General features: G+C 43.4%; 20 protein-coding genes. 13 read left to right on the forward strand and 7 right to left on the reverse strand.

Annotated features, from left to right (window positions below; translation table 11 throughout):
• The first annotated feature begins 81 nt into the window (after positions 1 to 81).
• The 5 genes from FTU87_RS01705 to FTU87_RS01725 all read left to right on the forward strand — a co-directional run bounded on the left by FTU87_RS01705 (position 82) and on the right by FTU87_RS01725 (position 4995).
• Positions 82 to 747, forward strand: coding sequence for an NAD(P)H-binding protein (locus FTU87_RS01705; RefSeq protein ID WP_180039795.1), 666 nt, complete (start codon positions 82 to 84; stop codon positions 745 to 747).
• Between the two features lie 12 nt (positions 748 to 759).
• A complete protein-coding gene (rraA, locus tag FTU87_RS01710) occupies positions 760 to 1269 on the forward strand; it encodes a ribonuclease E activity regulator RraA (protein WP_180096577.1) in 510 nt (169 codons plus the stop codon).
• A gap of 117 nt (positions 1270 to 1386) precedes the next feature.
• Complete coding sequence (locus FTU87_RS01715; RefSeq protein ID WP_180039791.1) at positions 1387 to 2169, forward strand: glutathione S-transferase N-terminal domain-containing protein; 783 nt, start codon at positions 1387 to 1389, stop codon at positions 2167 to 2169.
• A 220-nt stretch (positions 2170 to 2389) separates the two neighbouring features.
• Positions 2390 to 3073 carry a response regulator transcription factor gene (locus tag FTU87_RS01720; RefSeq protein ID WP_180096578.1) on the forward strand — a complete coding sequence of 228 codons (684 nt, stop codon included), beginning with the start codon at positions 2390 to 2392 and terminating at the stop codon, positions 3071 to 3073.
• Positions 3073 to 4995, forward strand: a complete 1923-nt coding sequence (locus FTU87_RS01725; RefSeq protein ID WP_180075799.1) for an ATP-binding protein — start codon at positions 3073 to 3075, stop codon at positions 4993 to 4995. Before FTU87_RS01720 ends, FTU87_RS01725 begins: the two co-directional genes overlap by 1 nt.
• Positions 4996 to 5053: 58 nt before the next feature.
• Here the strand turns inward: FTU87_RS01725 and FTU87_RS01730 are convergent, their stop codons facing one another.
• The 3 genes from FTU87_RS01730 to FTU87_RS01740 are packed head-to-tail and all read right to left on the reverse strand — an operon-like array spanning position 5054 to position 7226.
• On the reverse strand, positions 5054 to 6223 hold the full coding sequence (locus tag FTU87_RS01730; RefSeq protein WP_180096579.1) for a cupin domain-containing protein: 1170 nt from the start codon (positions 6221 to 6223) through the stop codon (positions 5054 to 5056).
• Positions 6224 to 6249: 26 nt separating this feature from the next.
• Positions 6250 to 6843: a nucleoside triphosphate pyrophosphatase gene (locus tag FTU87_RS01735; protein WP_005171155.1), complete on the reverse strand. Its 594-nt coding sequence runs from the start codon at positions 6841 to 6843 to the stop codon at positions 6250 to 6252.
• Positions 6843 to 7226 carry a DUF2237 family protein gene (locus FTU87_RS01740; protein ID WP_005096732.1) on the reverse strand — a complete coding sequence of 128 codons (384 nt, stop codon included), beginning with the start codon at positions 7224 to 7226 and terminating at the stop codon, positions 6843 to 6845. The genes FTU87_RS01735 and FTU87_RS01740 overlap by 1 nt, the downstream gene beginning before the upstream one ends.
• 139 nt (positions 7227 to 7365) lie before the next feature.
• Between FTU87_RS01740 and FTU87_RS01745 the strand changes: the two genes are divergently transcribed.
• The 4 genes from FTU87_RS01745 (at position 7366) to FTU87_RS01760 (ending at position 11086) form a co-directional block, all read left to right on the forward strand.
• Complete coding sequence (locus FTU87_RS01745; RefSeq protein ID WP_180096580.1) at positions 7366 to 8553, forward strand: phosphoglycerate kinase; 1188 nt, start codon at positions 7366 to 7368, stop codon at positions 8551 to 8553.
• Between the two features lie 156 nt (positions 8554 to 8709).
• Entirely contained in the window at positions 8710 to 8988 is a 279-nt protein-coding gene (locus tag FTU87_RS01750; RefSeq protein WP_005096734.1) for a hypothetical protein, read from the forward strand.
• A gap of 119 nt (positions 8989 to 9107) precedes the next feature.
• Entirely contained in the window at positions 9108 to 10145 is a 1038-nt protein-coding gene (fba, locus tag FTU87_RS01755) for a class II fructose-bisphosphate aldolase (protein ID WP_180096581.1), read from the forward strand.
• Between the two features lie 86 nt (positions 10146 to 10231).
• A complete protein-coding gene (locus tag FTU87_RS01760) occupies positions 10232 to 11086 on the forward strand; it encodes a DMT family transporter (protein ID WP_180096582.1) in 855 nt (284 codons plus the stop codon).
• Here FTU87_RS01760 and FTU87_RS15070 read toward each other — a convergent pair.
• Positions 11049 to 11276 carry a hypothetical protein gene (locus FTU87_RS15070; RefSeq protein WP_257220450.1) on the reverse strand — a complete coding sequence of 76 codons (228 nt, stop codon included), beginning with the start codon at positions 11274 to 11276 and terminating at the stop codon, positions 11049 to 11051. The genes FTU87_RS01760 and FTU87_RS15070 overlap by 38 nt on opposite strands.
• A 107-nt stretch (positions 11277 to 11383) precedes the next feature.
• Positions 11384 to 12037, reverse strand: coding sequence for an oxygen-insensitive NAD(P)H nitroreductase (nfsB, locus tag FTU87_RS01765; protein ID WP_064102054.1), 654 nt, complete (start codon positions 12035 to 12037; stop codon positions 11384 to 11386).
• 243 nt (positions 12038 to 12280) lie between these two features.
• Between nfsB and hpaI the strand changes: the two genes are divergently transcribed.
• Both hpaI and FTU87_RS01775 read left to right on the forward strand, forming a co-directional pair.
• Positions 12281 to 13075 (forward strand): 4-hydroxy-2-oxoheptanedioate aldolase, encoded by a 795-nt coding sequence (gene hpaI, locus FTU87_RS01770; protein ID WP_180096583.1) that lies wholly within the window; start codon positions 12281 to 12283, stop codon positions 13073 to 13075.
• 530 nt (positions 13076 to 13605) lie between these two features.
• Positions 13606 to 13824 carry a hypothetical protein gene (locus tag FTU87_RS01775; protein ID WP_005096740.1) on the forward strand — a complete coding sequence of 73 codons (219 nt, stop codon included), beginning with the start codon at positions 13606 to 13608 and terminating at the stop codon, positions 13822 to 13824.
• Positions 13825 to 13854: 30 nt separating this feature from the next.
• Here the strand turns inward: FTU87_RS01775 and FTU87_RS01780 are convergent, their stop codons facing one another.
• Both FTU87_RS01780 and FTU87_RS01785 read right to left on the reverse strand, forming a co-directional pair.
• On the reverse strand, positions 13855 to 14574 hold the full coding sequence (locus FTU87_RS01780; RefSeq protein WP_074382842.1) for a UDP-2,3-diacylglucosamine diphosphatase: 720 nt from the start codon (positions 14572 to 14574) through the stop codon (positions 13855 to 13857).
• A gap of 110 nt (positions 14575 to 14684) precedes the next feature.
• Positions 14685 to 15194 carry a peptidylprolyl isomerase gene (locus FTU87_RS01785; protein WP_005171140.1) on the reverse strand — a complete coding sequence of 170 codons (510 nt, stop codon included), beginning with the start codon at positions 15192 to 15194 and terminating at the stop codon, positions 14685 to 14687.
• Positions 15195 to 15616: 422 nt separating this feature from the next.
• Between FTU87_RS01785 and FTU87_RS01790 the strand changes: the two genes are divergently transcribed.
• Both FTU87_RS01790 and FTU87_RS01795 read left to right on the forward strand, forming a co-directional pair.
• On the forward strand, positions 15617 to 17344 hold the full coding sequence (locus tag FTU87_RS01790; protein ID WP_005171137.1) for a glutamine--tRNA ligase/YqeY domain fusion protein: 1728 nt from the start codon (positions 15617 to 15619) through the stop codon (positions 17342 to 17344).
• A 68-nt stretch (positions 17345 to 17412) separates the two neighbouring features.
• Positions 17413 to 18324, forward strand: coding sequence for a bestrophin family protein (locus tag FTU87_RS01795; protein ID WP_005096746.1), 912 nt, complete (start codon positions 17413 to 17415; stop codon positions 18322 to 18324).
• Positions 18325 to 18340 lie beyond the last annotated feature (16 nt).

Consider the following 18340-nt stretch of genomic DNA (forward strand, 5'->3'; position numbering starts at 1 on the left):
ATGCTTTGACAACATTTTAGATGCAGAAAAATTCTAAAGAAAACGTTAGATTAGTATTCTACCTAGGAGATCGTATAAAAAATGACTAAATCGCTGATTCATCCCATCGTCATAGGTGCCACCGGTTTGGTGGGAAAACAACTCTTAAAACGTCTGCAAGACGAGCCAACTTGCCAGCATATTACTGCAGTGGTCAGAAAATATCAAAATGATCTGGATAGTTTGGATAAAGTCCAGCAATTGGTACTTGAAGATTTTCTGATGCTGAATGATCAGGATGTCAGCGAGCACAGTCACGGTTTTAGCTGTTTGGGCAGTACCATGAAACAAGCCGGATCCAAGCAGGCCTTTTATAATATTGATTATACTATTAATGCCCATTTTGCCGAATTGCTGCAACAGACTTCAGCGCATTACTTGCTGTTGAGTGCGATGGGCGCCAACTCCCAGTCTCATTTTTATTATAATCAGGTTAAAGGCCAGCTAGAAGAATATGTACAGACCTTGAGTCTGGATAAAATCAGCCTGATTCGGCCTTCATTATTAATTGGCGAACGTCCCGAGCAGCGTTTTTTGGAGGATGCCGCACAGCAGGTTTATCATAAAATATCGCGTTTTATTCCGGATAGTTTTGCGTATAAGCCAGTGACAGCCGATCAGGTGGCTCATACTATGGTCGAGGCCGCGCTAACTCAGACGGTAAAATTTGAAATTTATGATAATTTACGCATACAAAAAATGAAATGAGGGGAAAACACCGTGTCTACAGCAGCATTTGTCACCTGTGACTTGTTAGATGATCATCCAGACCTAGAGCTTCAGGTGGTGACACCTTGCCTGGACGGTAAATTTTTTAAGAGTTATGGGGCGCGCAAAACCTTTGGCGGTCAGATTGTGACAGTAAAATGTTTTGAAGATAACTCACGGGTGAAAGAGTTATTGGCCACAGATGGAACGGGCAAGGTACTGGTGGTAGATGGCGGTGCATCGATGCGCTGTGCCTTGATGGGTGACCTGATTGCAGAATCAGCGGTAAAAAATCACTGGAATGGCGTGATTATTTACGGTTGCGTCCGTGATGTCGATGCGATTGCTGAACTTGATCTTGGTGTGCATGCATTGGCGGCTATTCCGCAAAAGAGTAATCGCAAGGGTGTGGGTGAAGTTGATATCTCTCTCTGTTTTGGTGGAGTCACGTTTAATGCTGGCGATTATGTCTATGCAGACAATAATGGTATTGTGGTGTCCAAAACAGCCTTAATGGCTTAATCGGCTAGAATCTGCATTTCTGCATGCAAGAATAACAACAAAACTCATTTGTACCCTGAAAGACAGGATGCTTAGATTCTGTCTTTCATTCATATAAAACAAAAATAGGAAAATACTATGTTGAGTCATCAAATCAAGGTTGCACAAGCATTAGCCTCTTCAGTCGCCCAAGGAGGACGTGGCATGGTTGGAACGCCATTTCCGAATCAGCCTGAAAAATCAATTAAGCTCTATGAATTTGAAGGTTCACCTTTTTGTCGTCGGGTGCGAGAAGTGCTGACCTTACTTAATTTGGACTATGAAGTTTATCCGTGCCCTAAGGGTGGTACGAAATATCGTCCGGTCGTAAAACAGTTGGGCGGCAAGACTCGCTTTCCATTTTTGGTGGATGAAAATACAGGCGATCAGATGTATGAGTCGCAAGATATTATCCATCATCTCTTCAAGCATTATGGCAAAAGTGGCAAAACGCCAAAGAAATATGCAACTTATCCGAAAATTCCAGTCGCTGCTTTTGCTGGAACGATTATTAATGGTGCGCGCGGAGTCTGGATCAATAAACAGGTGGTTGATCGTCCGGCACCGGAACAGCTATTGGAATTATGGGGTTTTGAAGCCAGTCCTTTTGTCCGAGTGGTACGTGGCGTTCTCTCAGAGCTTGAAATTCCCTTTGTTTTTCATAATGTCGCCAAAGAACGTTGGCAGGATTATGGGCCAGCCAAGTTGCGCTTAAGACCGGGGAAATATGAACCACTACCAGGCGGGAAGCGTGAACATTTATTTGAAATGATGGGAAATAATATTCAGGTTCCTTATCTGGTCGATCCAAATACAGGCGTGAATATGTTTGAATCAGCTGAGATTGTAAAATATTTAAAACAGCAATACGGCGCCGCTTAAAATATTCAGCCTATTAAAACTCTAAAATTGTGCTTAAGAAATGCCATTCACTGCGTAGATGGTATTTTTTTATGCTGGTTTTAAGCAGACGGTATTTAGAATATCCCTATGAGGCTAGAAAGAAATAGCATAAAAATGAAATAAATCATGATTTTTAGAGTTTTTTTGGTTATATTTTACTCTTCAAGGTGACATAACAATAAATATAAGGGGCGTGCTTATGACAGCACTAGAGGCAGTCTTGCCAGTACCTGTATTAATCGTTGAAGATGAGTATGTCATTCAACGACGTTTAAAAATTATATTAACCAATTTGGGCTATAGCGAAGATGTTCTGCTCTTTGCCAATAATCTTAAAGAAGCATATTTCATTTTAAAACAACAGCCGATTTCACTGGCATTGGTCGATTTGGGGCTGCCGGATGGAAGTGGGATTTCGATTATTGAAAAAATTCGCGAAAATGACGCACAAACTCTGATTTTGGTGGTTTCGGCCTGGAGTACGCAGAACAGTTTATTTACCGCAATTCAGGCGGGTGCCACCGGTTATGTATTAAAAGAACGCGATGATGTGGAGGTCACTCTGGTGATCCGCAGTATTTTACGGGGTGGCGCGCCAATTGATCCTTTTATTGCGCGGGAAATTCTCAAGCAGATTTCTATACCTGCTTCATCACCACCAGTCGAACGCAACCACTCGGATGCCGAGCAGGAAGTGCTGACCCATCGGGAAAAAGAAATTCTGTCACTGGTCGCACAAGGCCTGAGTAATCGAGAGATTGCCGAGCAGCTCTGTGTGTCACGTTATACCGTGGAAAGTCATATCAAACATATTTACCGGAAACTGTCCGTCAGTCGGCGTACCAAGGCAGTCAGTACCGCACGGCATTTAGGAATTCTGTGATGCATCCAGCTCGTTCTGGAAGCAGGCAGCGACAGAGATTGCAATGGATCGGTATTTTGCTCTTTTGCTGCTGGCTGTGTCTGTTAAGTGGTATGAGTCAGGCGCAAGACCATTTTCAGGTCAATGATCTCTGTGATGTAAAGATTGACTACATTCAAAAGGTTCAGGTGCAAAATCCTAGCCAGATGCCTGCATCTGGCTGGCAAAGTGTCAGTTTACCGGATAACTGGCAGCGTAACTGGAAAGATTATCATGGTGGGGCCTGGTATAAAATTGTTTGGAACTGGTCATGCCAAGACAATATTCGTCTTGCAGAACCGATTGCCTTTTCCATTGATTATATTAATTCGGCCGGCGCCGTGTTCCTGAATGGTGATTTACTCTGGTCAGATCAACACCTGCAAGAGCCATTGTCAAAAAGTTGGAATATGCCGCGTTACTGGATTTTGCCCATCAGTGGCTTAAACAAGGGCAGTAATGAAATTCTGGTTTATGTACAGGGTTATAGTTTTCAGAACGCCGGACTGGGTAAAATTGAATTTAATAATGTGCTGGTCAATAGCCAGAAGTATTTAGGCGAAATCTGGGATCGCCGCACGCTGTTTCAGATGAATATGATTTTCTCAGCAATGATTGGGATCATCTGCTTCATTGTCTGGCAATTTCGACGTTCAGAAACCACCTTTGGCTGGCTGGCACTCAGTTCATTCCTATGGATTCTGTTTATTTCCAATGTACTGACCACAGAAAGCTTTCCGTTTCGCTCCAGCATCGCGGCCAGCAAAGCCAATATGCTTTGTTTTATTGCCTATATCCACTGTTTTAGTCTGTATTTGATCCGCTTTTTAAAACAGAGATTTAAGTATGTGGAGCGGGGATTTATCCTGATCACGCTTTTATTTGCTCTGCTGATTGTGATGAGTTCCTTGGATTATCTGGGGCAGGTACTGGGCACAGCATTTATTTTCTATGTGGGATTATTTATAAGCTGTATTATTTATGTGAGCTATCACGCACTTAAAACCCGCAATGGGGAATATCTTTTCCTGATGCTGTGTCTGTGGGGGATTTTGTTATGTGTAATCGTAGATCTGATCATTTTAAGTCAAACGGCAATTAGTGATTTTTCACCTTTATCACCCTATACCTCACCAATTATTACCCTGTTTGTGGTACTGATTATGGCCACGCGGTTGAATCGTAATGTCAGGAAAATCGAAAAATTTAATAGCCAGTTAGAACGTAAAGTCCAGCAGGTCGGCGCTGATCTGAATAAAAGCCTGAACGATAAACATCAACTGGAGCTGGATAATGTCCGCTTACAGGAGCGGATTAACTTATCGCATGAACTGCATGATGGGCTAGGAGGCTCGATTGTGCGCTCTATGATTCTGGTCGATCAGAGTACTGACAGCATTCCCAACCGACAGTTTCTTTCCATGCTGAAATTGCTCAGAGATGATCTCAGACAAATCATTGATAGTGGTTCGTCTATCGAAAATAAAGTACCGGAAACCCCACTACTCTGGATTGCCCCGGTACGTTATCGTTTTACCCAGTTGCTGGAAGAGATAAATATTGAGGTTGAATGGTTATTTCCAAAAGTCTGGCAGCGTGAACCGACCGCATTGCAATGTTTGACCCTGATTCGGGTGGTCGAAGAAAGTCTGACCAATATCATTAAGCACAGTCAGGCCAGTCAGGCGAAAGTCAGTCTGGAATATTTTCTGCCACATCAACTCACTTTAAGTATTCAGGACAATGGCGTTGGGTTTGATGCTGAAATAGTGCAAAAAAATGGTCTGAGTATTGGGATGCGCAGCATGAAAATGCGGGTCGAACGTATGGGAGGCGTGTTTCAGATTGAGTCTGAGAAAGGGCATACAGTGATTCAGGTCGTATTGGAGCTCTATCAACCCTAATCTTTGCAAATAAAAAGAGGATTATTTAATCCTCTTTTTATTTGGCTTTAGCTTAGAATCAATCTTGTTCTGCTGGCGGAACCAGCATCAGTACCGCATCATTTAATAATGCCGCGACATCTTCCAGAATATCTTCATCAGCGAAGTTTTCATCCAGCAATATGATTTCACCATCTGCAAGCTGCTTGAGTTTTGTGCTAAATACCTCAGAGATTTCAATCCCTTCACCATTGGCCCAGAACAGAACATCGCCGTCTGCTTCGGTGTAGAGCAGGCGTGAAGCCGGTTCGAGCATCAGGCTATAACCCTGATCCAGTGCTTCTTCTAGATCACCTGTGCCGATTTCTTCCGCTTCCGGAAGGTTCTCTGGATATTTGGGTTCTGACATTAAAGTCATAATGGCATCTTCTAAAACATTCGAATTATGCAGTTGCTGCATGATCTGTTCTTTTAGATATTCCAGCTCATTGCCGCTGACTTCACCAATGGCTCCGACTTGGTCACGAATAATATCAACCAGCGGATTGCGTAAACTTTCATTCTCAGAAAATTTATCACCGACACGATCCATCATATCGCTCACATTTGGCATACGGAAGCCAAAGGAAAAGGTTAGACAATCATCTTCTGCAACGCCGTAATGCGCCAAACCAGGTGGCACATACAGCAAGTCGCCAGGTGCCAGAACTTCGTCAAAATTCACCTCAATTTCAGGCAATAATTTCAGTGGCTGACCCGGAACCAATGCAGTTTCGGCATCACACATTTGTCCGAGCTGCCAGCGACGATGCCCGTAGCCTTGTACCAGAAAGACATCGTAAAAATCAAAGTGCTTTCCTACAGAGCCGCCTTGAGGTGCATAAGACACCATGATGTCATCGCGGCGCCACTGTGGAATAAACGGGAACTTTTTCCACATTTCCGACAGGTCAAATGAATAATGATCTACCGCCTGAACCAAAAGTGTCCATAGCTTGGGCATTTTCTGAAAATCAGCTTTAAGTAAAGGCGAAGATTTCACGCTCCACTGATTCGGATCACGGTCTTTTTGCTTGATTAAACGCGCAGTGACGTGTTCTTCAAGCGCAAGTTCCATCACGTCGTCAGGTTCAAGCAGATTGGCAATTTCAGGCATCGCATTACGCACCAGTAACGGTTTTTTTTGCCAGTATTCACTCAAAAATTGTTCAGCGGTGATTCCGCCTAAAACGTCTAAAGGTTGAGACATAGATTACAGCCTGAATTAAGGGGAGATTAAGGAACTAAAATTTTCAATTCACGAAGAATGTGACACAGCTTGATCATCGGCATGCCCATCAAAGTGGTCTGGTCTTGCCCGATCATTTCTTCAAACAGGCTGATGCCGAGGCTTTCACATTTGAAACTGCCGGCACAATGCAGTGGCTGTTCAATCGTGACATAGCGTTCAATTTCGGCTTTGGACAGTTTACGGAACTTGACTTTATAGTGCTCGACCAGCGTTCGTTCATAACCAGTAGCCTGCTGTTGCACACTGAGTGCAGTACTGAAATAGACAATCTTGTCCGAATTGGCCTGTAACTGGCGAATGGCTTTTTCAGGGGTTAAAGGTTTGCCAATAAAAATATCTGGTGCGCCTTCACGCCATGCCACCTGATCCGAACCAATCACAATCGCTTCAGGATTTTTCTCAGCAATATATTTGGCTTTCTCAAAAGCCAGCCGCTTGGCCAAATCATCTGCGTGATTTTCACCGCGAGGAGATTCATCGATATCCGGTACTAGAGAAATATAATCAATATGCAGGCGATCCATCAACTCTTTACGGGTTTGGCTGGAGGATGCCAAAATAATCTGTACAGCATTCATTAGACAGCATATTCCTCAAGAATATTTAAAGGTACATAAGACAGCACCGCTTTATGGCAGGCTTGCAGCTTGATCGGGGGCGCTTGACCTGCTTCATAGGCTTCGACCCAGCGTGTCACGCAGAGGCACCAGAAATCACCGGGTTGCAGGCCAGGGAAGTCCAGCTCTGGCAAAGGTGTGATCAGGTCATTGCCCACTTTTTGCGAGAAATTGAGAAATTCCGACGTCATCTGCGCGCATACCGTATGCTGCCCCAGATCAGTGGTCGCAGTATGGCAAAAGCCATTGCGGAAATAACCGGTAATCGGATCGAAGCAGCAGCTTGATAAAGGCTCACCTAACACATTCAAACGGTTAAGATTTGGATCAGGATGTATCGACATAGGCACTGAATCTAAAAGAAGCTTTTTTCTATCATAACAAAACTTTGGCATTCAGAATGTTTTCTGCAAAAGATGCTAACCTTTTTCTGCATAATCATTTAAAATCGGCTGGTTTTAATATCTATAAAGTGAGCTCTACATGAACTTTCAGCGTATGACTGACCTCGATTTAGCAGGTAAACGTGTTCTGATCCGTGAAGATTTAAACGTTCCTGTTAAAAATGGTGTGATCACCAGCGATGCGCGTCTTCGTGCAGCATTGCCAACCATTCAAGCAGCAGTTGAAAAAGGCGCTGCAGTGATGGTGTATTCTCACCTTGGTCGTCCGGTTGAAGGTGAGCCTAAAGCTGAACAATCGCTTGCACCTGTAGCGGCTTACTTGACTGAAGCTTTGGGTCAAGACGTAAAATTATTTACCGACTACCTAGATGGCGTTGAGGTTCAGCCGGGTCAAGTTGTGTTACTTGAGAACTGCCGTTTTAACGTTGGTGAGAAGAAAAACAATCCTGAACTTGCTGCAAAATATGCAGCGCTGTGTGATGTATTCGTGATGGATGCATTCGGTACAGCGCACCGTGCAGAAGCATCGACTGAAGGCGTAGCGCGTCTTGCTAAAGTTGCAGCAGCAGGTCCTTTATTGGCAGCTGAACTTGATGCACTAGGCCGTGCACTTAAGACACCTGAAAAGCCAATGGTGGCAATTGTTGCGGGTTCTAAAGTATCGACTAAACTTGATGTGTTGACTTCACTGTCTGACATCTGCGATCAATTGATCGTGGGTGGTGGTATTGCCAATACTTTCCTTGCTGCGGCAGGCTATAACGTTGGTAAGTCACTGTGTGAAAAAGATCTGATCGATACAGCAAAAGCCATTGCTGCAAAAGTATCAGTTCCGCTTCCTACTGATGTTGTGGTTGCAGATGCCTCTGAAATCAACTTTGAAGATTTCCTGGGTTCATTGGCTGCTGCGAAAGCAACGGTGAAAAACGTTGCAGATGTTGCTGATAACGACATGATTCTAGACGTTGGTCCGGAAACTGCGAAAGCATTTGCAGAAATCCTGAAAACCTCTAAAACCATTCTCTGGAATGGCCCAGTCGGTGTATTTGAAGTCGATCAATTCGGTGAAGGTACCAAAACTTTATCTTTAGCGATTGCTGAATCGGAAGGTTTCTCGATCGCGGGTGGGGGTGACACACTTGCTGCGATCGACAAGTACGAAGTGGCTGACAAGATTGGCTATATCTCGACGGGTGGCGGTGCATTCCTTGAATTCGTTGAAGGTAAAACCCTTCCTGCAGTTGCGGTACTCTTAGAACGTGCTTGATTGCATCTTTTAAGGTGAAAAAAAGCTGGCGTATGCCAGCTTTTTTTATGTCTATTTTTTGACAAAGATAGATTCTCCTTCATGGCTTCGTCATGAAAATGCAATAAATCTGTCATAAGATGCAGAGATTAAATCACCAAATGATGAGATCACGTGATGAAAAAACAGTTAACTTTGGCAGCTTTATTCGCTGCATCATTGGCACTGACTGCATGTGCGAAACAGGAAAATGCACCGGTCGCTGAAACAGAAAGCTCGGCAGCAGTGGCCAATGAGACTATAACGCCAGAACAGCAAGCCGCGATTGATGCCATTGACCAGCCAGTTTTAGATGAAAAAAATACCGATATTCCAGCTGAAATTGCCAATGCGCCAGCAGACGCAGCCACTGCAGACCAGTCAGTTACAGCGACTTCTGAGCCTGTAGCACCTTAATCCAGTGCATGTGAGACAAAATCCCTGCAAAAGCAGGGATTTTTTTTAAATAGTGTTATTTGTTGCTGAATTGAAACCTTTGAACATGTAGAATATGTGGCATTCACTGGGAGGATATTATGGCTCTTATTTCATTGCGCCAGCTCTTGGATCACGCCGGCGAACATGCTTACGGCGTACCAGCATTTAACGTAAACAACTTAGAACAAATGCGTGCAATTATGCTTGCAGCAGATGCAACCAATTCACCTGTTATCGTACAAGCATCTGCGGGTGCGCGTAAATATGCAGGTGCTCCGTTCTTGCGTCACCTGATTTTGGCTGCAATTGAAGAATGGCCACATATTCCAGTGGTAATGCATCAAGACCACGGAACCAGCCCTGACATTTGTCAACGTTCAATCCAGTTAGGCTTTTCATCAGTGATGATGGATGGTTCACTTGGTGAAGACGGTAAAACACCAACTTCATATGAATATAACGTTGATGTGACTCGTCGTACAGTTCAAATGGCACATGCGTGTGGCGTATCTGTTGAAGGTGAAATCGGTTGTTTGGGTAGCCTTGAAACAGGTATGGCGGGTGAAGAAGATGGCGTAGGCGCAGAAGGCGTACTGGATCATTCTCAACTCCTGACTTCAGTTGAAGAAGCGCGTAGCTTCGTTGCTGATACCAATGTGGATGCGCTGGCGATTGCTGTAGGTACTTCACACGGTGCGTACAAATTTACGCGTCCACCTACAGGCGATATTCTGGCGATTGACCGCATTAAAGAAATTCATGCGGCACTTCCAAATACGCATTTGGTTATGCACGGTTCAAGCTCTGTGCCACAAGAGTGGTTGGCAGTAATTAACCAGTATGGCGGCGACATCAAGGAAACTTATGGTGTACCTGTTGAACAACTGGTTGAAGCGATCAAGCACGGTGTGCGTAAAATTAATATCGACACTGACTTACGTTTGGCGTCTACAGGTGCAATGCGCCGTATGATGGCTGAAAAACCAAGCGAATTTGATCCACGTAAATTCTTCAGTGCAACTGTAGATGCAATGAAGCAAATCTGTATTGATCGTTACGAAGCTTTTGGTACTGCAGGTAATGCAGACAAGATTCGCCCGATTTCTCTAGAGAAAATGGTTGAGCGTTATAAATAATTCCTGATGAATGATTTATAAGAAGGGCCCACAGCAAATGTGGGCTTTTTTATGGATAAATAAAGATGAAAAAATAAGAGCAGCGTATGGAACTGATTTTTATTGCAGCATTATGTAGTGTTGTAGTCTCAATATTATTAAAAGTCGCCAGGAACACGGGCTTGAGCCCGATTCACATGATTAGCTGGAATTATGCCTCAGCTAGTCTCTTATGTTTTGTCTGGTTCAAGCCTGATATTCAGCATATTTCAATGACCCAGACACCGTGGTTACTCATTTTAGCCTTGGGTATTTTGCTTCCAAGCGTGTTCCTGTTTCTGGCTCAGGCCTTACAGACAGCGGGAATTTTAAAAACAGAAATTGCCCAGCGTCTCTCGGTGGTTTTATCTCTGGCGGCAGCCTATTTTATTTTTCAGGAACAGTTCAACCAGCTAAAAATACTGGGTATTGCCTTGGGGATCAGTGCAGTACTGTGCATTCTGCTTTCACATCGCCAAAGTAGCGGGCAGGGCAGTCAGGGAATGTTATATCTGGGTTTGGTCTGGATGGGTTATGCACTGATTGATGTATTGTTGAAATATACGACCAGCTTGGGTTTGCAATTTGCCGTAGCGCTTAATCTGATGTTTGTATGCGCCATGATTCTATCGATGCTGTATCTACTACTCAAATATCATCATCTGGGGTCCGGCAAGGACATCGGCTTAGGCCTGCTACTGGGCGTACTGAACTTCGCCAACATCGCCTTTTATGTCAAGGCACATATGCTGCTTAAAGATACACCGGCAATCGTGTTTGCCGGCATGAATATTCTGGTAGTCATTTTTGGTGTAATTGCAGGGTTGCTGATCTTTAAGGAGCGCCTCAAACCTGCAAGCACGATAGGATTAATCCTAGGTGTGATCAGTGTGATTTGCCTAGCTTATGCAATGTCTGTCTAACATAGGAAGAGGCAAATTCAAGCGGATAACGCAGCAGGTCTTGTTTTTCTGCCCGTCCCAGCAGCAAGCCGGCCTGTTTACAGTCGGGACAATGCGGATAATGATACTGGGAATGCGCATAATGGTGTAAATAGATTTTATCGCAATGTTTGCATTCGAATTTTAAGGAGCGGGAAGCTATAACAGACATGGATACCTCTAATTGTTATTCTAGTTAGATATTTGGAGAATAAAGCAAAAAATAGGCCCGAATTGATATGCAAAGGGGCACTTGGCCCCTTTTATAACATAATTTAATTACAGTTTGGTGAAAATATCTTCGGCAGGTAGGCGTGATTTAGGTAGCTTGGCATTGAAGTCATTTTCACTGCGATAGCCTAAAGTCAACAATACGGAAGGGATCAAACCCTGTTCTGCAAGTTGTAGTTCTTCACTGATAATCTCTTCATCAAAACCGCCAATCGGTGTGGCATCGATACCTTCAATTCCGGCAGCCAGAAGCAACTGGCCTAGTGCAATAAAGGTCTGGTTTTCCGCCCAGCGCTGAATATCTCCTTTTTCATTACGATAGTAATGTATATAGCCTGCGCGTGTATTTTTCTGGCCTTCCTTGGCAGATTCATCTTTAAAACGGCCGCTAAGATCATCACGGTTTAATAAGTTGTCTAAATGTTGCTCATTAATATCTGCTTTGGTGCAGAATAAAATGGTATGTGAAGAATCCAGAACTTTGGGTGCATTGTAGGCATAAGTGCCGACCAAGGCTTTTGCAATGCGCTTTTTGGCAGCATCATGATCCGCAATAAAAAAATGCCACGGCTGAATATTGATCGAAGAGGGGGTAAGACGCAAAATTTCTAACAGGCGATCAAACTGGGCTGGGGGGATTTTTTTGCTAGGATCATAGGCTTTAGTGGTGTAGCGATTTTGCGCGATCTTGAGTAAATCCATCAATGGACTCCAATCTTTTCAAATAAGCAGCGGGTAGGGATTTTAACTATATACACTTTCCTATTCCCCAGATTATTACAATAAAACAGCATCTAGCAAAGCCAATTTTGACATGATCTTGAACTGTGTGTCAGCCAAACTTAGAGCTAAATCAGATTAAAAACTATTTTTTGTCTATTGGCACTTTTAAGCAAGAAGCGTTTAATAAGAGGCATCGGCAGCAACATGCAAATAGGTTAGCGGATGCAAGTGACCAATTATTTTAAACACAAACTTAAAACCCAGCAGCAAATCGGCTTATGGATTGGACTGGCCGATGCCTATGGTACCGAGATTGCAGCAAATGCCGGCTATGACTGGTTACTGATTGATGGTGAGCATGCTCCCAGCGATTTGAGAATTACATTGTCGCAACTGCAAAGTATTGCCGCTTATCCGTCGCAAGCGGTGGTAAGACCTCCGGTTGGCAGTGTACAGCTGATCAAGCAGCTGCTCGATATCGGTGCGCAGACTTTATTGATTCCGATGGTCGAAACTGTGGAACAGGCGGAACTGATGGTTAAGGCAGTGCGTTATCCACCGGAAGGAATTCGTGGCGTTGGCGCTGCACTGGCACGTGCCACGCGCTGGAACAGCATTCCGAATTATTATCAGACTGCGCATGAAGAAATCTGTTTGCTGATCCAGATCGAGTCGGTTACCGGATTGAAAAATCTGGATGCTATTCTTCAGATTGATGGAATTGACGGGGTATTTATTGGCGCCGTAGACCTGTCTGCTACCATGGGCTATCAGGGTGATCCAAATCATCCAGAGGTGCAAGCCGCGGTTGTGGATGCAATTCAGCGGATTCGTGTTGCAGGTAAAGCCGCTGGTATTCTGTCAACTCAGCATGAAGTCACACAAAAGTATCTGGAGCTTGGTACTGAATTTGTTGCAGTAGGCGTTGATACCAGCGTTCTGATGAATTCATTGCGGGATTTGTTGGGAAAATATAAAACCGATATAAATGTAATTAAAACAAATACGGGATATTAATCATTTACCAGATCTGAATGAATGGATTAGATAAGGTTTTGAATGCTTTTTAAGCAAAACTTGTCTGCAATGATCTATTCATTCAAATCTAACAAGATGATCGTCTGTTTTTTGACCTAATATAAAGCTCAATGTGCTTATTTCCTGAATGATGAGAAGAGCAGAACTGGACTTTTGATGTCTGCTATCTGTTTTAATGGCCTTGTAGCAGCTATGAATTATTTTATAAAAGTGATATCTATCAATAACAATTACCTTTATAAAATTTCTGTACAATCATTGTTTTAAAAATCAGGCAGGCATTATTTGTAATGACAATGTATGTTTGCTTTCTATTAAATAAGCATGTATACTTATAGATACTTCGAGCGGGTATAGTTCCCGCTTTTATTATTTCTAGCTAATTGTGATTCACTTTTGGTTCAAGCTTGAGCTTGAATAACATCTAGTAACTACAGAATTATTATACAAATTTGGTTTTCTTAATCTCTTTGTACAGTCACAAAAAGCTCATTTTATGAGTAAATATTTTGAATATATTAAATGAATGGCATACCGCTACAGCCGTAAATGGTGGCGAAATTAATGTTAAACTGGTTCCTTTAAAGCGTAAGCAAAACACTCAGGATGGTTTTATCTGGGTAGAAGTTGGAAAAATGATCCAGCTACAAACAGGTGAAGAAATTCTGTTTAACCTTGATGGTAAAAGTTTCTATACCGGTGTGAATAAGCTTTATCGTCTGTGCTAAGCAAACACATATCTTAAAAAAAGTGGCCGATTAATATCGCCACTTTTTTAGTTTTAGGGTCTCGAAATCTTGGTTTTCCTGAATTTCCAGTATCTCGGCACTGTCTTCCTTCCAGTCACCCAGTACGATTCTTTTTTTCTGACCTAGCGGATGAATGGCTGCGCGATGCGTATGGCCATGGATCAATACGTCAACGTCTTGTAATGCCAGCTCAACGGCCTGATCATTAACATCCATCACTTCATAGCTTTTAAACTGCTGCGCCTGATGACTTTGCTGACGAAAGCCATTGGCTAATTTTTTACGGAAAGACAGCGGTGTACGCTTTAATAAGCCTAGCAGAAGTGGATGCCGGATAATCTTTTTAAAGCGCTGATAAGCGATGTCATCGGTACACAGTGCATCACCATGTTCCAGGCGAAAACGTGTTCTTGCAATGTTCAGTTGGTCTATCTCAGGAAGCAGCTTTCCGCCAAATTGAGCTAAAAACTTGCTGCCGAGAACAAAATCCCGGTTGCCTGCCTGAAAATATACCTGATTGCCAGCCTGAATAAACTGTTTTAAGGCAGTGATAATTTCGTCCAGCCATGGGGCTGTATAGTCATCACCGATCCAGGCATTGAACCAGTCACCCAAAATATACAATCGGGTATTTTGATCTTGATATTCGGTCAATAAATCTAAAAACCCCCGAACAAGTCGAGGGTGATCAGGTGACAAATGTAAATCTGAGATAAACAGATAGGTCACGAATCTTTTCCTTTTATTCCTCTCTAGATCCCTCATTTATATGAGGGATTTTCCATTACACCGTTTTAAAGCATCGCTTTAAAACTCATAAAGAACGGAGAGGACGTTTTTTATTCAGAAATGATTTTTGCAGACTCAATAACCACATTTTCTAGTGGAACATCAGCGTGGTAGCCACGGTTGCCAGTACGAACGCCTTTAATTTCGTTGACAATGTCCATGCCGTCAGTCACTTTACCAAATACTGCATAACCCCAACCTTGTGCTGTTTTACCAGAATGGTTAAGGAATGCGTTGTTGCCAACGTTAATGAAGAATTGAGCAGATGCAGAATGTGGAGCTTGCGTACGCGCCATGGCAATTGTGCCCAAATCGTTAGTTAAGCCATTGTCTGCTTCATTTTCGATTGCATCACGGGTCGCTTTTTCTTTGAAGTTTTCATCCATACCACCACCCTGGATCATGAAACCATCAATCACACGGTGGAAAATTACGCCGTCATAAAAACCGTCACGCACATATTCTAAAAAGTTAGCCACTGTTTTAGGTGCTTTTTCAGCATTGAGTTCAAGAACAATACGACCTTTATTGGTGTTTAATTCGACTTGAGGAAAACTCATTGTGTAATCTCCTAATCATGGACGAGTGCCATGGTTTTTTCTGAATGAGTGAAGCATAAGCAAACTACAATCGACTAGGCAAGTAAAAACATTATTTTCTTTGTTAAAAGCATAAAAATAGTACCTTATTTATACGTTGATTTATCAAGGCATTTCAGATATTGCCCTATCAGGCACCCTATTTTGAATTGGCGTAAATTAATGATTTTACTGCTTGTACAAGCACTGATATTTTAGTTTCAGGCAACTCGCCGTATTTTCATTTTTTAAAATGGGTGAATTGAAATCAAATACCATAGTTAGCGGTTGAGAGATTATTCACCTCTAGTTAAACTAAGGAACTTTGATAATGAATATGCGTACAACCTGTGCGATTAAATATTCGTTAATCCCTTTTTAACTTTAGAAGTGAATGATTGATCATGAAGCCAAATGATGTTGTGACATCTCTGCCCGAGAACCCGACCCAAAAGAACAATGCAGTCGATTCAGTGCAGCAGCAAGAACAACAACCGGGCTTGGACTTTGTACGTCAGGTCATTACGGATGATTTAGCCGCTGGTCGTACCCAACAGATCGTCACGCGTTTTCCGCCTGAGCCAAATGGCTACTTACATATTGGCCATGTGAAAGCAATTTGCTTGAACTTTGGGATTGCTGAAGAATTCCAGGGGGTGTGTAATCTTCGTTTTGATGATACCAATCCGGATGCTGAAGAACAGGAATATGTTGATGGTATTGCCAATGATGTGAAATGGTTGGGCTTCCAGTGGGAGGGCGAGCCGCGCTATGCATCGAGCTATTTTGATCAACTTTATACATGGGCGGTTCAGCTGATTGAACAGGGTGATGCCTATGTGGATTTACAAAGCCCCGAAGACATCCGTTTAAACCGCGGTAATTTTGTCGAGCCGGGTAAGAACTCGCCACAACGTGATGCAACTGTTGCAGAGAATCTGGAACGTTTTGAGAAGATGCGTAGCGGCGAATATGCTGAAGGTCAGGCTGTTTTACGCGCTAAAATCGATATGACCTCACCGAACGTACATATGCGTGATCCGATCTTGTATCGTATTTTGCATTCAGCGCACCATCAGACGGGCGATACATGGAAAATTTATCCAATGTACGACTATGCGCATCCATTGTCTGATGCGATTGAAGGCATTACCCACTCGCTTTGTACATTAGAGTTCCAGGATCACCGTCCGTTCTATGACTGGGTGGTGGCAAAGGTTAAATCACCATCTGTGCCACGTCAGTACGAATCTAGCCGTTTGAATGTGGATTACACTATCACCTCGAAACGTAAATTACGTAAACTGGTTGAAGGTGCTCATGTGAATGGTTGGGACGATCCACGTATGCCAACTGTAGTCGGTATGCGTCGCCGTGGTTTTACACCTGAAGGTCTGCGTGATTTCTGCCAGCGTGTCGGTGTATCGAAAGTGGATGGTAGTATTGTCGATGTCGCGATGCTGGAATATTGCATCCGCCAGTCTCTGGAAAATACCGCAGCGCGTGGTATGGCCGTGTTAAATCCACTGAAAGTGACCTTAAGTAACTTGCCAGCAGATATGGATCTGACCCATTCACGTCATCCGAACGTGGATATGGGGGAGCGCGTGATTCCTTTAACCACTGAGCTGTTTATTGACCGTAAAGACTTTGAGGAAGAACCACCAAAAGGCTTTAAACGTCTGATTCCAGGTGGTGAAGTACGTTTACGTCATGCCTATGTGATCAAATGTGATGAAGTCATTAAAGATGAAAATGGTGAAGTGGTTGAGCTGAAATGTTCGATTGATCCTGAAACTTTGGGTAAGAATCCTGAAGGCCGCAAGGTGAAAGGTGTGGTTCACTGGGTATCTGCGACTAAAGGTGTGCCTGCCGAAGTCCGTATTTATGAACGTCTGTTCACTGAGTCGGATCCTGAAGTGGGTGATGACTTCCTGGCCAACTTGAACCCTGAATCCTTAAAGGTGGTTCAAGCCGTGATTGAGCCGGCATTGGCGCAAGCTCAACCGGAAGATCGCTTCCAGTTTGAGCGTGAAGGTTACTTCGTTGCCGATCAATACGATCATAATAGCAAGAAACCAGTATTTAACCGTATTCTTGACTTGAAAGACAGTTTCAAGCCAGGCAAATAATCAGGTTTAAATCAGATATTAAAAGCCCAACTTCGGTTGGGCTTTTTCAATACAGCAGGGAAAATGCCATGATTGTGCGTGATAAAAACAATAGTATCGGTTTACTGTTTGCCTGGCAGGGCACAATTTTGCCTAAGGTATTGCCGGCTTTAGTCTTGGTGGTCTTTATTTCCGGCCTACTGGTCTATTTGAGTCAGGCACATTTTGTGAATCTTCCTGCCGTACCCGCAATCGGCTTTACCATTTTTGGTGTGATTCTTTCGATCTTTCTCAGCTTTAGAAATACGGCATGTTATGAGCGCTGGTGGGAAGGGCGCAAGCTCTGGGGAGCGCTAATCGCCACCACACGTCATTTATGCCGGGACAGCCATGTGCTGGATGATCAGACCCGCGAGGTCTTGTTATATCGCATGATGCTGTTTAGCCATCTGTTGCGTGACCGGCTCAGACAGCAAGTACAAAGTATTCAGCATTACCAAACAACCACGCATTTTGAAAATATGGCATTCGATCAGTTGCTCGTGCAAATCAATCCTTCACAATGGGTGCTGGAACAGATGCAAAAGGAGTTGGTTCAGCAATATAAGCAGGGCAACATCAGCGATATTATTTATAACAATTTGAATCAGCATACTGTGGCCTTGGGCAATATTCAGGCCGGTTGTGACCGGATACTGTCGACGCCATTGCCATTTTCTTATTCGGTACTGTTACATCGTGCAGTGTATTCGTTCTGTTTTATTTTACCTTTTAGTTTGCAGGCCAATCTGGGCCTGTGGACGCCGATTCTGGTCGGGTTGATTGCTTATATGCTCTTAGGCCTAGATGAGCTCAGTGCTGAGCTAGAAGAGCCTTTTGGGCTACAGGATAATGATCTGCCACTCGATTCAATGGTACGACTGGTAGAACGGGAAACCTTAAGCTCTTTGGGTAAAGGTTTACCTGAAGCGATTCAGGCCAAAAAAGGTTATTTAACCTGATCTGTTCCTTTTAATA

It is taken from the genome of Acinetobacter sp. YH12156 (assembly GCF_013418235.1).
Lineage (GTDB): Bacteria > Pseudomonadota > Gammaproteobacteria > Pseudomonadales > Moraxellaceae > Acinetobacter > Acinetobacter pseudolwoffii.

What these genes read in the sequence shown, in the direction of transcription:
- FTU87_RS01745 (WP_180096580.1), top strand. Translation starts at nt 7,366, where the DNA reads ATGAACTTTCAGCGTATGACTGACCTCGATTTAGCAGGTAAACGTGTT.
- FTU87_RS01760 (WP_180096582.1), top strand. Translation starts at nt 10,232, where the DNA reads ATGGAACTGATTTTTATTGCAGCATTATGTAGTGTTGTAGTCTCAATA.
- FTU87_RS01705 (WP_180039795.1), top strand. Translation starts at nt 82, where the DNA reads ATGACTAAATCGCTGATTCATCCCATCGTCATAGGTGCCACCGGTTTG.
- FTU87_RS01725 (WP_180075799.1), top strand. Translation starts at nt 3,073, where the DNA reads ATGCATCCAGCTCGTTCTGGAAGCAGGCAGCGACAGAGATTGCAATGG.
- FTU87_RS01790 (WP_005171137.1), top strand. Translation starts at nt 15,617, where the DNA reads ATGAAGCCAAATGATGTTGTGACATCTCTGCCCGAGAACCCGACCCAA.
- FTU87_RS01735 (WP_005171155.1), bottom strand. Translation starts at nt 6,843, where the DNA reads ATGAATGCTGTACAGATTATTTTGGCATCCTCCAGCCAAACCCGTAAA.
- FTU87_RS15070 (WP_257220450.1), bottom strand. Translation starts at nt 11,276, where the DNA reads ATGTCTGTTATAGCTTCCCGCTCCTTAAAATTCGAATGCAAACATTGC.
- FTU87_RS01715 (WP_180039791.1), top strand. Translation starts at nt 1,387, where the DNA reads ATGTTGAGTCATCAAATCAAGGTTGCACAAGCATTAGCCTCTTCAGTC.
- FTU87_RS01740 (WP_005096732.1), bottom strand. Translation starts at nt 7,226, where the DNA reads ATGTCGATACATCCTGATCCAAATCTTAACCGTTTGAATGTGTTAGGT.
- FTU87_RS01730 (WP_180096579.1), bottom strand. Translation starts at nt 6,223, where the DNA reads ATGTCTCAACCTTTAGACGTTTTAGGCGGAATCACCGCTGAACAATTT.
- nfsB (WP_064102054.1), bottom strand. Translation starts at nt 12,037, where the DNA reads ATGGATTTACTCAAGATCGCGCAAAATCGCTACACCACTAAAGCCTAT.
- FTU87_RS01720 (WP_180096578.1), top strand. Translation starts at nt 2,390, where the DNA reads ATGACAGCACTAGAGGCAGTCTTGCCAGTACCTGTATTAATCGTTGAA.
- FTU87_RS01795 (WP_005096746.1), top strand. Translation starts at nt 17,413, where the DNA reads ATGATTGTGCGTGATAAAAACAATAGTATCGGTTTACTGTTTGCCTGG.
- FTU87_RS01785 (WP_005171140.1), bottom strand. Translation starts at nt 15,194, where the DNA reads ATGAGTTTTCCTCAAGTCGAATTAAACACCAATAAAGGTCGTATTGTT.
- FTU87_RS01750 (WP_005096734.1), top strand. Translation starts at nt 8,710, where the DNA reads ATGAAAAAACAGTTAACTTTGGCAGCTTTATTCGCTGCATCATTGGCA.
- hpaI (WP_180096583.1), top strand. Translation starts at nt 12,281, where the DNA reads ATGCAAGTGACCAATTATTTTAAACACAAACTTAAAACCCAGCAGCAA.
- fba (WP_180096581.1), top strand. Translation starts at nt 9,108, where the DNA reads ATGGCTCTTATTTCATTGCGCCAGCTCTTGGATCACGCCGGCGAACAT.